Consider the following 17,168-nt stretch of genomic DNA (forward strand, 5'->3'; position numbering starts at 1 on the left):
GAGTGCGACCCTCTCGTGTTTACAGGCCCGGCTTGCGCCAGCGCAGCAGCCATGCCTCGGTAGAAGCAAGCAGCTTGTCGAGCACAAAACCCACAATGCCCACGGCCAGCACGGCCGCCAGCACCACATCGAGCTGGAACAGCTGGCGCCCGTACACGATCAGAAAACCGATGCCTTCAGAGGACGCCAGCAGCTCGACCACCACCAGCGCCAGCCAGGCGTGCGTGAGGCCGTAGCGCACGCCGTTCCAGATGGGCGCGGTGGCGGCAGGGAACACCACCTTGCGCAGCATTTGCCAGCGGGTGAAGCCGTACACGCGCGCCACTTCGACATAGCGGTTGGGCACGCTTTGGATGCCCTGGCAGGTATTGATGGCCACGGGCACCAGCGCCGCCTTGGCAATCAGCAAGAACTTGAGGCCTTCGTCGATGCCCACCAGCAGGATGAGCAGCGGCAGCCAGCCGATCACCGGCACCTGGCTGAAGGCCTTGAACAAGGGGAAGACGTAGTCGCGAAAGGTGGGGAACAGGCCCATGGCGCCACCCAGCAGCAGGCCCAGCGCCAGCCCGATGCCAAAGCCCGCGAAGACGCGGACCATGCTGATGCGCAGGTTGTCCCACAGCTCGCCGCTGACCAGCATTTCGGAGAACACTTTGAAAACCGCAGCGGGCGGCGGCAGCACCTGTTCTGGTACCCAGCCCTGGGTGGCGGACAACTGCCACAGCGCCAGGACCGCGAGTGGAAAAGGCCAGGCCCACAGCCAACGCCAGCTCCAATGCGCACCACCGGTGGCCGCCGCGGTACGGGGGCGGGCTGCAGGCACAGCACCGTGGGCGTTGGCACCACGGCGCTCATCCACCGCGGCTGCGGTAGCGGAATTCAACGCGGGGACGGACATCTTCTATTCCTTTCTGGCCAGCGGACATCGGTGAACCCAACCATCGCTAACAACGAAAAGGAATGTAGAAGAAGTTTCTTATAAACATAAATGGTTAATACTCATATGCAATGACACAGATGTTTGCGGCATGAGCACGGGCCTGGACGTTATGAGGTGGTGAGAAAGGTGACTGTGCGGATGCCTTCTGCCATGCGCAAATGTCTTTGCATCGACAGTCAAAACCGGCCTCTCTGCATAGCATGGGCCCATGACCAGCTCGCCCACTCACGCATCGCCCCACTCGCATCCTTTTCGGCGTGACGGCACCGTAGACCTTCCCGCCAACGCTCTGCAGCAGGCTGTGGACTGGGCCATCGTCTCCAGGCGCAGCATCCGCGCGTTTCTGCCCACACCGGTGGCGCTTGAGGAGGTGCATGCCATCCTGGACGTGGCCCGCCACGCAGCATCCGGCATGAACACCCAGCCCTGGCGCGTGCATGTGCTCCGCAATGCGGCCAAGCAGCGGCTCAGCGATGCCATCGCCGCCGTCGCCAACGACCCGGAAGCATCGGCGGGGCTGTCAGAGCCCTACCACTACTACCCCACAGACTGGGTGCCACCGTATGTGGACCGACGCCGCAAGGTGGGCTGGGACCTGTATGGACTGCTGGGGATCGGCAAGGGCGACAAGTCGCGCATGCATGCACAGCACGGCCGCAACTACCACTTCTTTGATGCACCGGTGGGGCTGATCTTTACGGTGAGCCGGGTCATGCAGGCTGGCAGCCTGATGGACTACGGCATGTTTTTGCAAAGCGTGATGGTGGCCGCCCGCGCGCGCGGGCTTGATACCTGCCCGCAGGTGGCATTCACCAAATTCCACGAGGTCATCCATGCCGAGCTGGGCATCCGCGACACCGAGATGGTGGTCTGCGGCATGAGCCTGGGACATGCCGACCCCGCCTGTATCGAGAACACGCTGGTGACGGAGCGCGAGAGCGTCGAGTACTTCACCACTTTCCACCCCTGACCGCGCCGCGACACAGACCCCCCATGGACCACGACCTCCACCACAACCCCTACGAGCAGGGCCTTGCGCGCACACCTGCCAACCACCTGCCGCTCACGCCGCTGGGTTTTTTGGACCGCAGTGCGCAGGTGCACCCTGAAGGTATCGCCGTGGTGCATGCCGGCAGCACGCAGACCTGGGCGCAGACGCGCGAGCGTGCCTACCGATTGGCCAGCGCCCTGGTTCGGCGCGGCGTGCGGCGCGGCGACACCGTCGCCATCCTCGCGCCCAACACGCCCGCCATGCTGGAGGCGCACCTGGGCATCCCCTTGTGCGGCGCGGTGATCAACGCCATCAACTGCCGGCTCGATGCAGAGGGCATTGCCTTCATCCTGCGCCACGGCGAGGCGCGCGTGCTGCTGGTGGACAGCGAGTTTGCAGCACTAGCAGCGCAGGCGGCCGCAGGCTGCGCCGAGCCACCGTTGGTGGTCGCCATCCACGATGCGGGCATGCCTGTGCAGCCGGCCTTTGGCGCGATCGACTACGAGACCCTGCTGGCCGAAGGCGACCCCGCCTTCGAAGGCCTGTGGCCCGAGGACGAATGGGACCCGATTGCGCTGAACTACACGTCGGGCACCACCGGCGACCCCAAGGGCGTGGTGCCCAGCCACCGCGGGGTCTACCTCATGAGCCTGCTGCAGACGACGGATTGGGCGATGCCGCGCAATCCCGTCTACCTGTGGACGCTGCCGATGTTCCATGCCAACGGCTGGTGCTTCACCTGGGCCGTCACGGCAGCCGCGGGCACACACGTGTGCCTGCGCAAGGTCACGGCCAAGGCGATCTTCGAGGCCATTGCCGAGCACGGTGTGGACCATTTCTGCGCCGCGCCCACGGTTCTGGCCATGCTGGCGAATGCGCCGGCGCACGAGCGCATCGAGCTGCCGCGCAAGGTGCGTGTGCTCACGGCGGGCTCGCCGCCGCCCGCTGCCATCCTGCAGGCGATTGCGGCGATGGGCTTTGACGTGGACCATGTGTACGGCATCACCGAGGTTTCGGGCACACCCGTGAGCTGCGTGCGCCAGCCCGGCTGGGCCGCCTTGCCCGAAGCCGGGCGCGCCCAGCTGCAGGCCCGCCAGGGCGTGCGCGCCGCTGCGCTGGAGCACCTGCGCGTGCTGCACCCGGAGACGCTGCAACCCGTGCCAGCCGACGGCGTGACCGCTGGCGAAATCATGATCCGGGGCAACACGGTGATGAAGGGCTACCTCAAGAACCCAACTGCCACGGCCAAGGCCTTCGAGGGGGGCTGGTTCCACACCGGCGACATCGCGGTATTGCACCCCGACGGGTACGTGCAGATCACCGACCGATCCAAGGACGTGATCATCTCGGGCGGCGAAAACATCTCGTCGGTGGAGGTGGAAGACGTGCTGCACCGCCACCCCGCCGTGCTGCTGGCCGCGGTGGTGGCGCAGCCCGACGAGCGCTGGGGCGAGGTGCCTTGCGCCTTCGTGGAGCTCAAGCCCGATGCGGTGGGCAGCGTGAGCGCCGAGGAGCTGATCGATTTTTGCCGCAGCCACCTGGCCCGCTTCAAATGCCCGCGCCAGATCATCTTTGACGCACTGCCCCGCACGGCCACGGGCAAGATCCAGAAGTTCCGCCTGCGCGAGATCGCGGGCAGCCGCGAGGCAATCACCAGGCTGGCGCAGGTTCAGGCAGAGCCCGCAGGCTGAGCGTTCATCCTTCTCGTGCGATGGCCTGCAGCACCTGCAGGTCAATCACCTCGATGGAACCGTAGCCCAGGCGGATCGCGCTCCGGTCCTGCAGCTCCTGCAGCGCCCGGTTGGCCACCTGGCGCGACACGCCCGACAGGCGCCCCAGCTCCTCCTGCGACAGCGTGATGCGCCGAGCGGTGTTGGGGAACAGCGCATCGTTGAACAACCCCGACAGGCTGTGCGCCACCTGCGCCGTGGTGTCGCCGAGCCGGTCGGTCTGCACCAGCGCCACGTAATGGGCCAGGCGCGCATTGAGCTGCCCGATCAGCCACAGCGCAAACGGGTGGCTTTCGTGCAGCAGCCGCAAGAACTCGCTGCGCGGCAGCAGGGCCACCACGCTGTCAGTCAGCGCTGTCACGGCGTACGGCCGGGGCTCGTCCTTGAGCACCGATCCCTCGCCGAACCATGCACCCGATGGGACCCCCGCAAACGTGCTGGTGCGGCCTTCGGCTGTGATGTTGTCCAGCTTGAGCATGCCCTCCATCACGCCGGCCCAGTGCGCCGTGGGCGTGCCGCGCGCAAACACCGCGCTGCCGGCAGCGTAGCTGCGCACTGCAATCGCCTTGCGCACGCGCGCAGACTCCTCGGCGGTCAGGCTGGAGGTCCAGGATGAACTGGAGAGAAACGAATCGAGGGAGTCGGAAGTCATTGTTATTTTGTAGCTCAAGCTTCGCGCAAATTGTCAGGGAGATTGCGCGGTGCGCCAATGCGCTCATACCCGTGCACGGGCCCAAAAAAGCACAACCTTGTGCGGGCATGGATAGCGGCTCGGGAAGTGGATGACCAACGCCCTGATCCTCGAAAGTGGAATTCAGCCCACCGGTGCTGTCGTGGGCAGGATTTGCGCTGGGGATCCCTAAGAGCGAATCACAAAACTCAGCGAGCGGTTGTGGCTAGGGGGTGCGTCGCAGGCAGTACGGGTAGTACAACCAGGGCGCAGCAACGACGCCAGAGGAGTTTTGTTAGCTGCTCTAAACGCGCTGTCCCCGCCCGCGCGCTTTCGCCTGGTAAAGCAAGACATCGGCGCGCTCGATGAGGTTGTTCCACGGTTCGTCCGTCGCGTAAGACACCCCCACACTGGCGCCGATCTGCACTTCTCGGCCACCAATATCGAAGGGTTCCGCAGCCGCTGCCACGACCTTGTCGGCGACCAGGTTGGCGGCTTCCTGCCCCGGCATATTGAGCAGCACGATCACAAACTCGTCGCCTCCCACCCGAGCGACAAGGTCATCGGGACGCACCAGCCGGCCAAAACGCGCGGCCACCGCCTTGAGCAGCATGTCCCCGACGGGGTGCCCGTAGGTGTCGTTCACCGGCTTGAATCGGTCCAGGTCCACGAACAACACCGCCACGCCCGCCGTGGGCGATCGGGCAATGCGCTGCAGGCGGCTTTCCAGGCCGTGGCGATTCAAAAGGTCGGTGAGGGGATCGCGTTCACTCAAGCCGATGAGGCGCAACTCCCTTTGCTTGTGCACGGTCACGTCATCGAGCACCGCGACAAACCCGTCGGGGTCCCCTCGTTCCGACTTTCTGGGGATCAGCGTGATCACCATGTTGCGCTGGCGGCCGCCGATCGGAAGGTCCAGTTCAAAAGAAGTGGGTTCGCCGGCAAGTGCCTTCCGCACAAAATCCATGCTGGCGGCCTGCCCCTTGGCTCGCATGAGGTCTTCGATTTTCTGCCCGGCGATGTCGACCCGGGACAGGCCCATGAGGCGTTCGAACGCGGAGTTCACGAACTCGTAGCGCCCCTCCCGGTCAACGACGGCAATGATGTCCGGGATGGCCTCAGCAATTGAGCTCAGCGTGCGCTGCTGGCGAAAGAGATCCGCACGGGCCCGCGTCTGGGCGGTGATGTCCCGCATCATGGCGGTGTAGCGGATCGGCTTTCCGTTGGCATCCCGGTGGGCCAGAACAGTGTGGTTGACGGCAATGACACCGGCTTGAACCACCACCGCGCTCTCGCCCATCCACACGCCCGTCTGGTGCACGGCGGGCATGACCTCCGACGCGTACCGCTGCGTGGTCTCCGGGGTGTTGAAATCGGTGAAGTGGTGTTGCGTCACGTCGTACGACGGGTCATACCCCAGGGCCCGGCGCGCAGCCGGGTTCATGTAGGTCACACGCCCGTCGCTGCCGGCCTGCACGACGAGGTCGGGCGTCACTTCCACGATCTGCGTCAACACGCGCAATGACTCGTCCGCCAGCTTGCGGGCGCTGATGTCCTGCAGCGCACCGACGACCCGGACCGGCGCGCCGGCGGCATTGAACTCGGTTTCGCCGATGGCCCGCACCCACACCCTCTCGCCACCGGGCGTGCGAAGCGGGGCTTCAATTTCCCACGTCTCGCCGGTCTGGATGCCGCGCTCAAAGGCAGCGATCAACCGTTCCTGCGCGCCATCTTCATAGAACTCGATCACCGAAGGCAACGTGGGCTCAAAGTCGTCCCCCACGCCGTGGATGCGCCGGACCATGGGCGTCCAGTGGACAACGTCCGTGAGCAAGTCCACAGTCCACGCCCCCACCAGCGCCAGCTCACCTGTGCGCTGCAGCAGGTCTTGATGGGAGCGCAGTTCGCGCTCCACAGCCTGGCGCGCGGAAATGTCGCGAATGAATGCGGTCGCACCAATGCCGTCCGGCATCTTCAACGGCGCAATCGAAAGCTCGATGGGAAAAGCGTGGCCGTTCTTGTGCAAGGCTTCCACCTCAAAACGCCGGCGGAGCACGGGGCCGTCGCCGGTGCGCTGCAAGCGGGCCATGCCGTACAGGTGCGCGCTGCGCATTTCAAGGGGGATGATGAGCTCGTGCATCGGCCGACCGACCGCCTCTGCATAGGTCCACCCCAGGGTCACTTCGGCCTGGTGATTCCATTCGGTGATCAGCCCGTGGGCGTCGATGCTCAAAAACGCGTCCTGCGCACTGATCAGCATGCTCTCGAACGGTCCGACGCCTGGGCTCGGCACCTGTGGCCCCACCGAAGCGCCTGGGCCCGAGGCGGGGCTGGAATCCCAATCGGCGCCCAGTGGCTTTTGCGCATCCCAACGCGGGCGCTGCTTTAAATGCAGGGCCTGGGTGGAGTGCACCAAGCTTTGGTCGTCCAGGGTTCCGACCGCCACCTTGATGGTGTCGGGCTGGTCGTCGTCCAGACAAAACAGCTGGCTGCCACACTGCGGACAGAACTGGCGCACCGCGCGGTCAGGAGCCCGCCACGTCTGCAGCGGCCCATAGGTTCTTAGCGTGGCACGGCTTCCCGTCACCCAGGCCATGTCTGCGCCACCCGACGAGCGGCGGCAGGTTTCGCAGTAGCACACGGCGGCGTCAAGCTCTACAGCGTGCACAACATACTCGGCGCGGCCACAAGCGCATTTGCCTCTCAAACTCACGGAAGCAGTATTCATCCTAAGCCTTGCGTTCGATGCAGTGCGGCCCCGGCGTCGGGTGCCCCACCTGCTCTGTGGCCAGATTGGCAAGGGCACCGCGGCAAACGCCGAGGGCCGGGCCAGCCTGTTGCACGCAGTGTGCGGCCAGCCCCTGAGCTTGCAGTCGAACCACTTTAAACGCCAGCCTTCACAGGCGCAACCAACAGGCCATCCACAGCCCGGAACGCCCGGAGATCAGGCGAAAAAAAGCGCCTGCCACGGCGTGCAGGCGCTTTGAAGCAAACGGTGGCCGGCGCCGGTTGGATGCCCGGCCGTCCGCCGAAGCGCAAGAAGCTAGAGTCCAGCCAACTCGCCATTGGCTCCATAGACCGGCCAGTACCCTTCCAGCTTGAGATCCTTGAGGGCAGCGTCCAGGTAGCGGCGGTCAAACCAGCTGTCGATCTCGGGCTTCTTGCGGATGAGCTTGAGCTTGTAGGCCTCGTCCGCAGCGTCCTTGTAGCGCGCCACCAAAAACGGATCGAGCAGCGGCGACAGGCGCACGCGCAGCGGCTGGCCGATAAAGTCCTCGCGCCAGACCTTTTCGGGGTACTCGGCCTTGCCCCACAGCGCAAACAGCTCAGCGCGGCGGTCTTCTTGCGAATACTTGTGGGCGTAGCGCACCACAGTCTTGACCACCCGTTCCACTGCCTGGGGGTTGCGTGCGGCAAAGTCGTCGGCCACCAGCAGCGCCGTTTGGCGCGTGTATTTGTAAGAGTCTGCCGAGGCCGACCAGACCACCTTGGCCAGGCCCTGGTCGCGCAGCCTGAACAAGCCCACGTAGCCAAACGCCGCATCAATGTCCTTGTTGATCAATGCGGCATCCGCACTGGGAAAGTCCAGGTTGATGAGCTTCACGTCGCGCTCGCTCAGGCCCTTGTCCGCCAGCGCACGCACGGCGGCCAGGTGCAGGTTGGTGCCCTTGAAGATCGCCACCTTGCGGCCCTTGAGGTCTTCGAGCCGCTTGATGTTGGAGTCGGGCGGCACGGCCAGGTACAACCCGCCGCGCACGCCGCTGCCCAGGATGATCTTGGTCTTGACATCGCCCGCGCGGTGCACGATGGAAGGCAGGTCGCCCTGCCAGGCAAAGTCGAGCTGCTTGTTGACGAGTGCTTCGTTCACCGCAGGGCCGGCACCCTTGAAGAAGGTCCATTGCACCTTCACGCCGTCTTTCTTGAATTCTTCTTCGAGCGCGCCGTCGGTGTAGGTGAGGGCGGCCGAGGTGCCACCGTGGCGGATCGGGTCGCTGCCCACGCCACCCGTGGCAATGCCGATGCGGATGACCTTGAGCGGCTCTTGCGCCTGCGCAGCGGCCACGCCGCCGGCCAGGGTCCATACGGCGGCTGCGGCCCAGAGCACGGCAGCCCAGGGGGTTTTTCGAATGGTGTGCAGTGTCATGTTGTTCCCGCCCTTTGATGCTTTGGTTGCCGGCCACTGTAGGCAGTGCATGCCCCTTCGCGAACGATCAAAAACAGATATCCAACTCCTTCGATGACTCGGTCATAAGCATCTGCAGCCTCTGCACAGCCAGGCCCAAGGCGTCTTCCGTGCCCGAGCCATTTCCGACTATGCATATGCAAACAGCTTCGTTGCCGCGGCCGGTGCGCAGTGCCCCAATGGCACGGAGTTCGATTTCTTTAGCTCTTTTTCGCCCCACCGTTTCAGAAAGCCCGCCATGTCCAAGCTCCACGATCTGCCCCCGTCCTATACGCGCTTTGCCGCAGAGCCCTTCACGCCCACCATCGGCGCCGTGATCCACGACCTGGACCTGCGCCAGCCGCTGGACGAAGCCACGCAGGCTGAACTGCGGCAGGCCCTGGCTGCGCACGAGGTACTGTTCTTTCGCAACCAGCAGCTCACGCCGGCGCAACACGTTGCCTTCACGCGCACCTTTGGCAACGTCGCCGAGGTGAAGGCGTTCTTCCCGCGGCTGGCGGACCACCCCGAGGTCGAGATCGTGGAGAGCACCGCAGAACGCCCCAAGGCATCTAGCAGCTGGCATGCCGACATCACCTGGCGCGAGGAACCTCCGCTGGGCACGAGCCTGTATGCGCAGGTGATCCCGGCGAGCGGAGGCGACACGCTGTGGGCCAGCCTCACGGCCGCTTACGCCAGCCTGCCGCCGGCCTTCCAGGCGTACCTGGAAACATTGACGGCGGTGCACACCTGGGAGATCAGCGGCTGGACCGAATACCTGCTCAACAAGGACGCGAGCGGCGAGCAGCTGCGCGAAGCGCGCGCCAAATACCCGCCAGTGGAGCACCCGGTGGTGCGCGTGCACCCGGTCACGGGCAAGAAGGTTCTGTACGTCAATTCGACCTTCACGAGCCACATCAAGGGGCTGTCGCGCGTGGAAAGCGACACCCTGCTGACGCAGCTGTACGCCCTGCCCCAGGTTCCCGAGTTCCAGGCGCGCCTGCGCTGGCAAGAAGGCACGCTGGCGGTGTGGGACAACCGGTCCACGCAGCACTACGCGGTGGGCGATTTCTTTCCGCAGCACCGCAAGCTGCACCGCATCACTATCACCGGTTAACCCCAAGCAATAGCCCCCTGAGTCGCCTGCGGCGCCTTCCCCCGGAGGGGCCGCACCCGGTGGCCCGGCGAAGCCGGTTCCACAAGTGCCCTCGCCCTGGCCGTGTCGGTTTCGCAGGCTGCAAGCCCATCAAACATATTTTTCGGAACACCTATGACCCAACCCGACACTCCACGCAAACTGCGCCTGGGCGCCTTCATCATGGCCACTGGCCACCACGTGGCCGCATGGCGCCACCCCGGTTCGCAGGTCGATTCGGGGGTCAACATCGACCACTACATCGAGGTCGCGCAAACCGCGGAGCGCGGCCTGTTCGACCAGGTGTTCGTGGCCGACAGCCCGGGCGTGTGGCACAAGGGCGACCGCGAATCCTTCAGCCGCCAGGGCCGGATTTCGCACTTCGAGCCCGTCACGCTGTGGGCCGCGCTGTCGGCCGTGACCAAACACATCGGCTTTGTCGCGACGGCCTCCACCACCTACGAAGACCCCTATCTGCTGGCGCGCAAGTTTGCGTCGCTCGACCACATCAGCAAGGGCCGCGCGGCCTGGAACGTGGTGACCACCAGCGCTGAAAACGTGCACGGCAACTTCGGCCTCGACACCCACCCCGACCCCGCCGTGCGCTATGAGCGCGCCCACGAGTTCGTGGATGTCGTCAAAGGCCTGTGGGACAGCTTCGACGACGACGCGCTGGTGCGCGACCAGGCCTCGGGCATCTACTTCGACCCCGACAAACTGCACGCGCTCAACCATGTGGGCAAGCACCTCAAGGTGCAGGGGCCGCTGAACATCGAGCGCTCGGCCCAGGGCCACCCCGTGATCGTGCAGGCAGGCTCGTCCGAAGACGGCAAGGAACTGGCCGCCGCCACGGCCGAAGCCATCTTCACCGCCTGGACCAGCCTGGCCGAAGCCCAGGCCTTCTACAGTGATGTGAAGGGCCGCATGGCCAAGTTTGGCCGACAGCCCGAAGAACTGCTGGTGCTGCCCGGCATCTCCCCCGTGATCGGGCGCACCGAGGAAGAAGCACAGGCCAAGTGGGCCGAGCTGCAAGCGCTGATCCACCCCAGCGTGGGCCTGGCTACGCTCGCGCCGTTCTGGCCCGGCGACGACCTGTCGAAGTGGGACCTGGACGCGCCGCCCCCGTACATCCCCGAGCCGCCCAAGGGCATCAACAGCCGCGCCCACGTGGTGCTGCAGTTGGCCCGCCGCGACAAACTTACTGTGCGCCAGCTGTACGAATACCTGGCCGGCGCGCGTGGCCACTGGGTGGTGGTGGGTACGCCCGAAACCATTGCCGACCGCATGCAGGAATGGTTTGAAAACGGCGCAGCCGACGGCTTCAACGTGATGCCCCCCGTGCTGCCCCAGTCGCTCAACGAGTTCGTGGAGCTGGTGGTGCCGGAGCTGCAGCGGCGCGGGTTGTTCCGCACCGCCTATGAAGGCACTACGCTGCGCGAGAACCTGGGTTTGGCGCGCCCCGCCAGCCGGTACGCGACGCAGCTCGCCAAGGCGGCTTGACGACGCGGTTCAGAACCTACGTCCCCTTCAAAGCCCGCCCCGCGCGGGCTTTTTTTGGGGGGTGCGAAGCTTCAGCGTAGCTGGGGGCAGTGCCACTGCCGTGGTCAACCAGCGGCTCCAAGCGCCCTTCTCAGGCCGCCGTCGCTGGTCCGGCCGCAGGTGCAGGGATGCCGAAATGGCAATCGCACCCATCCAAAAAACGCACCCCGATTTACCCTAAATCGCTCTGGTTTGACTCCCGTTTCGGCCAGATTCCATACTCCCCGCGCGGTATTCTGAACATTCAGATACACAAACGACAAGAGGGTTGGGTGCATGAGGAATTTCAAAATATCCACACGGTTGCTGCTGCTGGTGAGCGTGCTCTCCGCACTGCTCGTGGTCGTAGGAGCCATCGGCCTGGTGGGCATTGCCAGGTCCAACGCGTCCATGGAGGCGATGTACCAAAACCGCATGCAGGCCCAGCGGGCTGTGGCTGACTTTCGCTACCTGACCACGCGCAACCGGCAACTGGTCTCCAACGCGCTGCTGTCGCCGGCGCCAGAGAAGGTGGCCAAGGCCATTGAAGAGGCCGAAGCCAACCTTGGCAAGAGCGAAAAAGCTTGGGAGGCTCTGCTGGCCACCGCCATGAGCCCCGAGCGGCAGAAGTACATCACGGCCATTGGCGAGCAGCGCCAGAAGATCATGAAGGAAGGCCTTGGCCCTGCGCTGGCCGCGCTGAAGGATTCAGATGTGGCCACGGCGCGGGTACTGGTGGTGCGCAAATTCGACGACCTGTACGACCCCATCGGTCACGACATGGGCGCGCTGCTGGCCTTGACGCAAAAGGAAGCACAGGGCGAATATAACGACGCAGTGCAGCGGTTTGACACCATCCGCTCCATCGTCATCGGCTCCATCACGGTGGACGTGCTGTTCGCAGCCCTCTTTGGCCTGGCCCTGGTGCGCGGGATCACCCGGCCGCTGCAGCGGGCCGGCCAGGTGGCAGATGCCGTCGCCCACGGCGACCTGAGCCAGCCCATCGACACCCGCGGCAAAGACGAGGTGGCGGCGGTGATGCAGGCGCTCGCGGCCATGCAGGCCAGCTTGTCGACCGTGGTGGCCAGCGTGCGCCAGACTTCGGACAGCGTGGCCAACGCCAGCACCGAGATCGCCCAGGGCAACCAGGACCTGAGCAGCCGCACCGAACACCAGGCCAGTGCGCTGCAGCAAACCGCCGCCTCTACCGAACAACTGAGCAGCACCGTGCGGCAAAACGCAGACCACGCCGTTCAGGCCAACCGGCTGGCCCTGAATGCCAGCACGGTGGCGGCCGAAGGCGGCGCCATGGTGGCTGAAGTGGTGGAGACCATGAAGGGCATCAACGAAAGCTCTCAAAAAATCGCCGACATCATTGGTGTGATCGACGGCATTGCCTTCCAGACGAACATCCTGGCGTTGAACGCAGCGGTGGAAGCCGCCCGCGCGGGCGAGCAAGGCCGGGGCTTTGCCGTGGTGGCCAGCGAGGTGCGCAACCTGGCCGGACGCTCAGCCGACGCGGCCAAGGAAATCAAGTTGTTGATCTCCACCAGCGTGGAGCGTGTGGCGCGGGGCACTGCCCAGGTGGACAAAGCCGGCGCCACCATGACCGAGGTGGTCAATGCCATCCGCAGCGTCACGGGCATCGTGGGCGAGATCACCGCAGCCAGCGGCGAGCAAAGCACCGGTGTCACCCAGATTGGCGAAGCAGTGAGCCAGATCGACCAGGCCACCCAGCAAAACGCGGCGCTGGTGGAAGAGATGGCCGCAGCTGCCAGCAACATGCGCACCCAGGCGCAGGATCTGGTGAACGCGGTCGCGGTGTTTACGCTGCCCGGCCATGGGGGTGGCCACGGCGGTGGTGATGTTCGCAGGCCCGCGCCGGCTTTGAGGCTGGGGGCCGCTTAACGGTAGCGGCAGCCCCAAAGCGCCCCACCAGCAGCCCGTTGCCGCCCTGCCAACTGGCGCGTGTGGACCCAAGCGCCGGTCATGGAATATGGAACAAGTGCAGCGGTTCCCTTAGCGCGGCGGGGTTGGGATGGCTCGGCGTGCGGGGCGCGCCAGCCTTCACGCGGCGCACTGGCAAATCGGTTGCAAGCCGCCCTACGGCAGCGCCACGGGACGCGGGTTGAAATCCGTGCGGCACCACCAGCACGTCCGTGCGTGCTTCGCGCAGGATGCGCTGGGCAACGCTCTCGAACATCAGGTCTGAGAACGCGGAAGCCGGGTGCTTGCCCACCGCGATCAGGTCCGCTGCCGCGTTCTGCTGCGCCACCAGCACCTGCCGCGCAGGATCGCCCCGCCCCAACGAAGATGAGAGCCGGTTGCGCCGTGCGTCGTACGAATCGGTGAGTGTGACCATCCTGTCTTGCGCGTGGCGCCGGCACTGCTCGCGGTAGGTCTGGATGGCGCGTTCGGACACTTCGGCATACCGCAGCTTGCCCTCGTTGGCCGTGCTGATGGCGTGAAACAACTCGACCGGCGCAGAGGGATGCAAAGCCAAGGCCAGCTCCACCAGGGGATGTGATGCCTGCGAGAAATCCACCGCCACCATCAAACTTTGGTAAGGCTGGTCTGCGGGATGGCACACGACGATTACGGGGCGCTGGCCTGCGCGCAGCATCTTGATGGCCGGATGTGCGCCAAACCAGGCGCGCAGCCCACGCACCGGTGCCGTGCCCCACACCACCAGGTCAGCACCCGCCGCCTCGCGGGCGACATCGACCGCGGTGAAGTCCATGCGCGTGTCCGCGCTGACCGTGATGTTGTGCCGCTGCCTCACTTGCAGCGCATGGTGCGACAGCCGAACCGCTGCGTCTGGTGGAGGCAGCTCAGCTTGGTGTGCCAGGTAAACGAGTGACAACGTGGCACGGTGCTCAGCGCACAGCAGCGCTGCCCGCGCGATGGCGTGGCTCCCTTGCACAGAAAAATCGGTGAAGGCGAGGATGGAGCGAGGGGTCATGATTCAACTTCCTTCTGTTTTGAATAGCGCGCACCTGTGCAGCAGCGCCAAAGCGAGATGGCGCCAAACAGGTGACGGTGAAGGTGGGCGCAGCCCGCGGCCGGCCGCAGACTTACGGCAAAAACTACGTGAGGTAGTCGCCCGTAGCCTCGGGCTGGAACTGAATGCTCTCGACGACTGCCGCGCACTCTTCGCCATGCGGCGTAAGCCACTTCGCGACATCCCCCACCTTCAGGCCCAGCAGGCTGACACCCACCGGCGAGAGCACCGAGATAAAGCCCGCTGCCGGCTCCGCATCCTGCGGGTAACAAATGGTGAGCACCTGGCGCCGGTGGGTGTGCACGTCCACCAGTTCCACGCGGGAGTACATCGTGACCACGTCAGACCGCACGGCGCGGGAGCTGGTCACCTCGGCGTTCGCAAGCAGGTCCGCAAGGACGGGCGGCTGCCGCTGGCCCGCAAGCCTGGTGAGACGGGAAAAATCAAGTTCGGTGAGCGTGCGCTCGCCATGAACGACAACGACAGCTTCATGCATGAAAGCACTCCATCAATGCGGCTGTCGCCCCGTGAAAACAGGACGGCCGCTACCGCGCGAGGCTGGTGCCCGGCGGTGGATGGTTGCGCTGAAAGAGGATGAGGAGAGAGGGTGCCGCCGGGCTTAGGAATGTGCTGGCGTCAGCTGACGGCGCGCATTTTTCTTTGCCACCGCTCGCGCGACAGCCGCTGCGTGGAGCAGCGCGGCCAAGGCGGCAATAGTGCAAAGAAGGAGCGTCGTCATGGGCCTGAGTGTAGGCCGCGTGGGCTGTTCTGGGCTCAATGGCCCCAGGGTTCTTGCCAGATAGCGGGGGCAGATTGCTCATTTTTTGATAGCTGGTAGCGCACATATATCAAGCGCTGGGGGCCTATTTGGCTCGATGATTACTAACCCCAGATCGAGCCATCAACTGTCCGCGCTTTCAAAGCGGCGGCTCTCAGCCACGATTGCCTTTGCGATATTGGCTGGGTTGGGGTCGCCGCTTTTGGAGAGAAACACAGAATGGACTTTGATGGCAAGCACCGCAATGGATGTCGGGTCAGTAGGCGCTCGGCCGCCTGGAAAAGCCCCTGCATGTTTCTCAATAAATGCTGCAGCGTCTCTCAAGGCCTTGTGGCGCTGCAGAGCTTCTGCTGACGAGAAAGTGAACTGCCAGGTTTGAACCTTGTCGTTGATACGTTCATTCCATTTACCGTTCATCGAGAGGCCGGTGGCCGCCAGGACACGGCAGTCAAACGTGCGGCAGGTGGACGGGCGGCTTGAATACACCGAGCAGTTTCCCGACTTCAGCATGGGGCAAGTTCCCGAATCAAGATAGCCCATGACCGCATGGCCTGGGGCCATCCCCGGGGCAGGGATCAAAAACTGCTTTGGGATCGCTGAGTGAGCGGGTTGGTCAGAGGGGAGCAGATGGACAAATCGTCCGGCACTGCAACAGCCGCGGCACTCGCCGCAAGGAACATCCATTCCCGCCCCTGTCTTGAATGAGGCAAGAATGCTTTGAAGCCAGGTATCAAAATCACCTGCGTCAGTTTTGTTGGCATACGTCATGTGGGGGCGAGAGAATTTTGGCTTGTGCGCGGGACGTAAATGTATCGCGCTCAAAAACTACAACCCCCTCTCAACACAAACTCCCGTTTTTATAGCTACCAGCGCTTACCCGCCAAGCGCTGGAGCCCAGTTTGATTCAAATTTTCTGTGCGGTGGCCGCGTCACAGCTTGGCAATCGATACCTCCGTGGACTTGACCAGCGCGACCACGTCGGAGCCGACGACCAGCCCCAGGTCGTCCACCGAGCGGGTGGTAATAACCGAGGTGACGACGCCCCAGGGCGTTTCGACATCGACTTCGGAGACGACGTCGCCGCGAATGATCTCGCGCACTTTGCCCTTGAACTGGTTGCGTACGTTGATGGCTTGAATGGACATGGGGTTCTCCTTGAATGGTCCGTTGAAAAATGAGGTGAGTAAAAAACTAAGCCGACGTGGATGGCTCAAAGGGCTCGCACGGAAAGCGCTACGGCTTCGACAAGCTCAGCCCGAACGGTTGTGGTTGTTTGTGGTGTCGCGACACATCACACCGCCCAGCGCAATCCGTGCGCAGGCACTCCGGGCCATGGCGCCTCGTGCGCGGGCTCTCCGTCCGGCCGTTGCAGCACGCGGTCGAGGATGCGTTTTTCGATGGCGGCAAACGCCGCGTCTCCGTGCGACCGCGGGCGTGGCAGGTCGATGCGCTGGTCCAGCGCGATCTGGCCGTCCTCGATCAGGATCACGCGGTCGGCCAGGGCCACGGCCTCTTGCACATCGTGCGTGACCAGCAGCGCGGTGAAGCCGCTGCTGCGCCACAGGCCTTCAATGAGGCGGTGCATCTCGATGCGGGTCAGGGCATCCAGCGCGCCCAGCGGCTCGTCCAGCAGCAAGAGGCGCGGGTTGTGCACCAGTGCGCGCGCCAGGGCCACGCGCTGGCGCTGGCCGCCAGACAGGCGTGCGGGCCACTCGGTCAACCGGTCACCCAGGCCGACGCGGGCCAGCACTTCGGCCGCGGCACCGCGCCGTGCGGGCGGCAGGCCCAGGGCCACGTTGTCGGCCACGCGCTTCCAGGGCAAGAGGCGCGAATCCTGAAACATGATGCGGGTGTCTTCGCTCAGGCCGGCAACTTCCTGGCCATCGATGCGGATCGTGCCGCCTGAGACGGATTCGAGCCCCGCCACCAGGCGCAGCAGCGTGCTTTTGCCGCAGCCGCTGCGGCCCACGATGGCGACGAACTGGCCGGGCTCGATGACAAGCTCGGTCTTCTTGAGCACGTCGCGCGCGCCATAGCGCTTGTCGACGCCGCGGACTTCCAGGCGCACGCCTTGGGGTTGCGGAGATGAATTAGTGGTCAAAATGGCCTCCTGCGCTTGTCCATCAAGCGCTAGTAGCTATAAAAATGTGAGTGGTCGGCATACGACCTCCGCTGAGGACGCAGCCAATGCAAGGGACGCAGAGAAAGGGCCGCCCCGCAGCGAGTGCGTCGTCCCCCTTCCC

The 17,168-nt window shown here is 64.7% G+C and carries 14 protein-coding genes; 5 read left to right on the forward strand and 9 right to left on the reverse strand.

The window, feature by feature from the left end; translation table 11 throughout:
* Positions 1-19 precede the first annotated feature (19 nt).
* Positions 20-898 carry an ABC transporter permease gene (locus ACSQ3Q_RS14770; protein ID WP_436135113.1) on the reverse strand — a complete coding sequence of 293 codons (879 nt, stop codon included), beginning with the start codon at positions 896-898 and terminating at the stop codon, positions 20-22.
* A 250-nt stretch (positions 899-1,148) separates the two neighbouring features.
* Here ACSQ3Q_RS14770 and ACSQ3Q_RS14775 point away from each other — a divergent pair, with 250 nt between their 5' ends.
* Together ACSQ3Q_RS14775 and ACSQ3Q_RS14780 are read left to right on the forward strand one after the other, a co-directional pair.
* Positions 1,149-1,910 (forward strand): nitroreductase, encoded by a 762-nt coding sequence (locus ACSQ3Q_RS14775; RefSeq protein ID WP_436135114.1) that lies wholly within the window; start codon positions 1,149-1,151, stop codon positions 1,908-1,910.
* A 23-nt stretch (positions 1,911-1,933) separates the two neighbouring features.
* Entirely contained in the window at positions 1,934-3,622 is a 1,689-nt protein-coding gene (locus tag ACSQ3Q_RS14780) for an AMP-binding protein (RefSeq protein ID WP_436135115.1), read from the forward strand.
* Positions 3,623-3,626: 4 nt separating this feature from the next.
* Here the strand turns inward: ACSQ3Q_RS14780 and ACSQ3Q_RS14785 are convergent, their stop codons facing one another.
* The 3 genes from ACSQ3Q_RS14785 to ACSQ3Q_RS14795 all read right to left on the reverse strand — a co-directional run bounded on the left by ACSQ3Q_RS14785 (position 3,627) and on the right by ACSQ3Q_RS14795 (position 8,475).
* Positions 3,627-4,313, reverse strand: a complete 687-nt coding sequence (locus ACSQ3Q_RS14785) for a Crp/Fnr family transcriptional regulator (RefSeq protein WP_436135116.1) — start codon at positions 4,311-4,313, stop codon at positions 3,627-3,629.
* Between the two features lie 322 nt (positions 4,314-4,635).
* Positions 4,636-7,059, reverse strand: coding sequence for a PAS domain S-box protein (locus ACSQ3Q_RS14790; RefSeq protein WP_436135117.1), 2,424 nt, complete (start codon positions 7,057-7,059; stop codon positions 4,636-4,638).
* A 315-nt stretch (positions 7,060-7,374) separates the two neighbouring features.
* The gene (locus ACSQ3Q_RS14795) at positions 7,375-8,475 is read right to left on the reverse strand and encodes an ABC transporter substrate-binding protein (protein ID WP_436135118.1); all 1,101 of its coding nucleotides are present in this window, start codon (positions 8,473-8,475) and stop codon (positions 7,375-7,377) included.
* 277 nt (positions 8,476-8,752) lie between these two features.
* On the opposite strand from ACSQ3Q_RS14795, the gene ACSQ3Q_RS14800 reads away from it, so the two are divergent.
* The 3 genes from ACSQ3Q_RS14800 to ACSQ3Q_RS14810 all read left to right on the forward strand — a co-directional run bounded on the left by ACSQ3Q_RS14800 (position 8,753) and on the right by ACSQ3Q_RS14810 (position 13,054).
* Positions 8,753-9,610, forward strand: a complete 858-nt coding sequence (locus ACSQ3Q_RS14800) for a TauD/TfdA dioxygenase family protein (RefSeq protein WP_436135119.1) — start codon at positions 8,753-8,755, stop codon at positions 9,608-9,610.
* A gap of 153 nt (positions 9,611-9,763) precedes the next feature.
* On the forward strand, positions 9,764-11,128 hold the full coding sequence (locus ACSQ3Q_RS14805) for an LLM class flavin-dependent oxidoreductase (RefSeq protein ID WP_436135120.1): 1,365 nt from the start codon (positions 9,764-9,766) through the stop codon (positions 11,126-11,128).
* Positions 11,129-11,443: 315 nt separating this feature from the next.
* Positions 11,444-13,054: a methyl-accepting chemotaxis protein gene (locus ACSQ3Q_RS14810; RefSeq protein WP_436135121.1), complete on the forward strand. Its 1,611-nt coding sequence runs from the start codon at positions 11,444-11,446 to the stop codon at positions 13,052-13,054.
* A gap of 79 nt (positions 13,055-13,133) precedes the next feature.
* Here ACSQ3Q_RS14810 and ACSQ3Q_RS14815 read toward each other — a convergent pair whose 3' ends face one another.
* From ACSQ3Q_RS14815 to ACSQ3Q_RS14835, 5 genes are all read right to left on the reverse strand, one after another.
* The gene (locus ACSQ3Q_RS14815; protein ID WP_436135122.1) at positions 13,134-14,108 is read right to left on the reverse strand and encodes a universal stress protein; all 975 of its coding nucleotides are present in this window, start codon (positions 14,106-14,108) and stop codon (positions 13,134-13,136) included.
* 124 nt (positions 14,109-14,232) lie between these two features.
* Positions 14,233-14,643, reverse strand: coding sequence for a GreA/GreB family elongation factor (locus tag ACSQ3Q_RS14820; protein WP_436135123.1), 411 nt, complete (start codon positions 14,641-14,643; stop codon positions 14,233-14,235).
* Positions 14,644-15,048: 405 nt separating this feature from the next.
* The gene (locus ACSQ3Q_RS14825; RefSeq protein WP_436135124.1) at positions 15,049-15,693 is read right to left on the reverse strand and encodes a YkgJ family cysteine cluster protein; all 645 of its coding nucleotides are present in this window, start codon (positions 15,691-15,693) and stop codon (positions 15,049-15,051) included.
* A 161-nt stretch (positions 15,694-15,854) separates the two neighbouring features.
* Positions 15,855-16,070 (reverse strand): TOBE domain-containing protein, encoded by a 216-nt coding sequence (locus tag ACSQ3Q_RS14830; protein ID WP_010461298.1) that lies wholly within the window; start codon positions 16,068-16,070, stop codon positions 15,855-15,857.
* A gap of 146 nt (positions 16,071-16,216) precedes the next feature.
* Positions 16,217-17,026 (reverse strand): ATP-binding cassette domain-containing protein, encoded by an 810-nt coding sequence (locus ACSQ3Q_RS14835; protein ID WP_436135125.1) that lies wholly within the window; start codon positions 17,024-17,026, stop codon positions 16,217-16,219.
* Positions 17,027-17,168 lie beyond the last annotated feature (142 nt).

It is taken from the genome of Acidovorax sp. LjRoot129 (assembly GCF_964253765.1).
In the GTDB taxonomy this organism is placed as follows: Bacteria; Pseudomonadota; Gammaproteobacteria; order Burkholderiales; family Burkholderiaceae_C; genus Acidovorax.

Bases quoted from the DNA above. Each gene is read 5' to 3' on its own strand.
- ACSQ3Q_RS14770 (WP_436135113.1), bottom strand. From the start codon at position 898: ATGTCCGTCCCCGCGTTGAATTCCGCTACCGCAGCCGCGGTGGATGAG.
- ACSQ3Q_RS14775 (WP_436135114.1), top strand. From the start codon at position 1,149: ATGACCAGCTCGCCCACTCACGCATCGCCCCACTCGCATCCTTTTCGG.
- ACSQ3Q_RS14780 (WP_436135115.1), top strand. From the start codon at position 1,934: ATGGACCACGACCTCCACCACAACCCCTACGAGCAGGGCCTTGCGCGC.
- ACSQ3Q_RS14785 (WP_436135116.1), bottom strand. From the start codon at position 4,313: ATGACTTCCGACTCCCTCGATTCGTTTCTCTCCAGTTCATCCTGGACC.
- ACSQ3Q_RS14790 (WP_436135117.1), bottom strand. From the start codon at position 7,059: ATGAATACTGCTTCCGTGAGTTTGAGAGGCAAATGCGCTTGTGGCCGC.
- ACSQ3Q_RS14795 (WP_436135118.1), bottom strand. From the start codon at position 8,475: ATGACACTGCACACCATTCGAAAAACCCCCTGGGCTGCCGTGCTCTGG.
- ACSQ3Q_RS14800 (WP_436135119.1), top strand. From the start codon at position 8,753: ATGTCCAAGCTCCACGATCTGCCCCCGTCCTATACGCGCTTTGCCGCA.
- ACSQ3Q_RS14805 (WP_436135120.1), top strand. From the start codon at position 9,764: ATGACCCAACCCGACACTCCACGCAAACTGCGCCTGGGCGCCTTCATC.
- ACSQ3Q_RS14810 (WP_436135121.1), top strand. From the start codon at position 11,444: ATGAGGAATTTCAAAATATCCACACGGTTGCTGCTGCTGGTGAGCGTG.
- ACSQ3Q_RS14815 (WP_436135122.1), bottom strand. From the start codon at position 14,108: ATGACCCCTCGCTCCATCCTCGCCTTCACCGATTTTTCTGTGCAAGGG.
- ACSQ3Q_RS14820 (WP_436135123.1), bottom strand. From the start codon at position 14,643: ATGCATGAAGCTGTCGTTGTCGTTCATGGCGAGCGCACGCTCACCGAA.
- ACSQ3Q_RS14825 (WP_436135124.1), bottom strand. From the start codon at position 15,693: ATGACGTATGCCAACAAAACTGACGCAGGTGATTTTGATACCTGGCTT.
- ACSQ3Q_RS14830 (WP_010461298.1), bottom strand. From the start codon at position 16,070: ATGTCCATTCAAGCCATCAACGTACGCAACCAGTTCAAGGGCAAAGTG.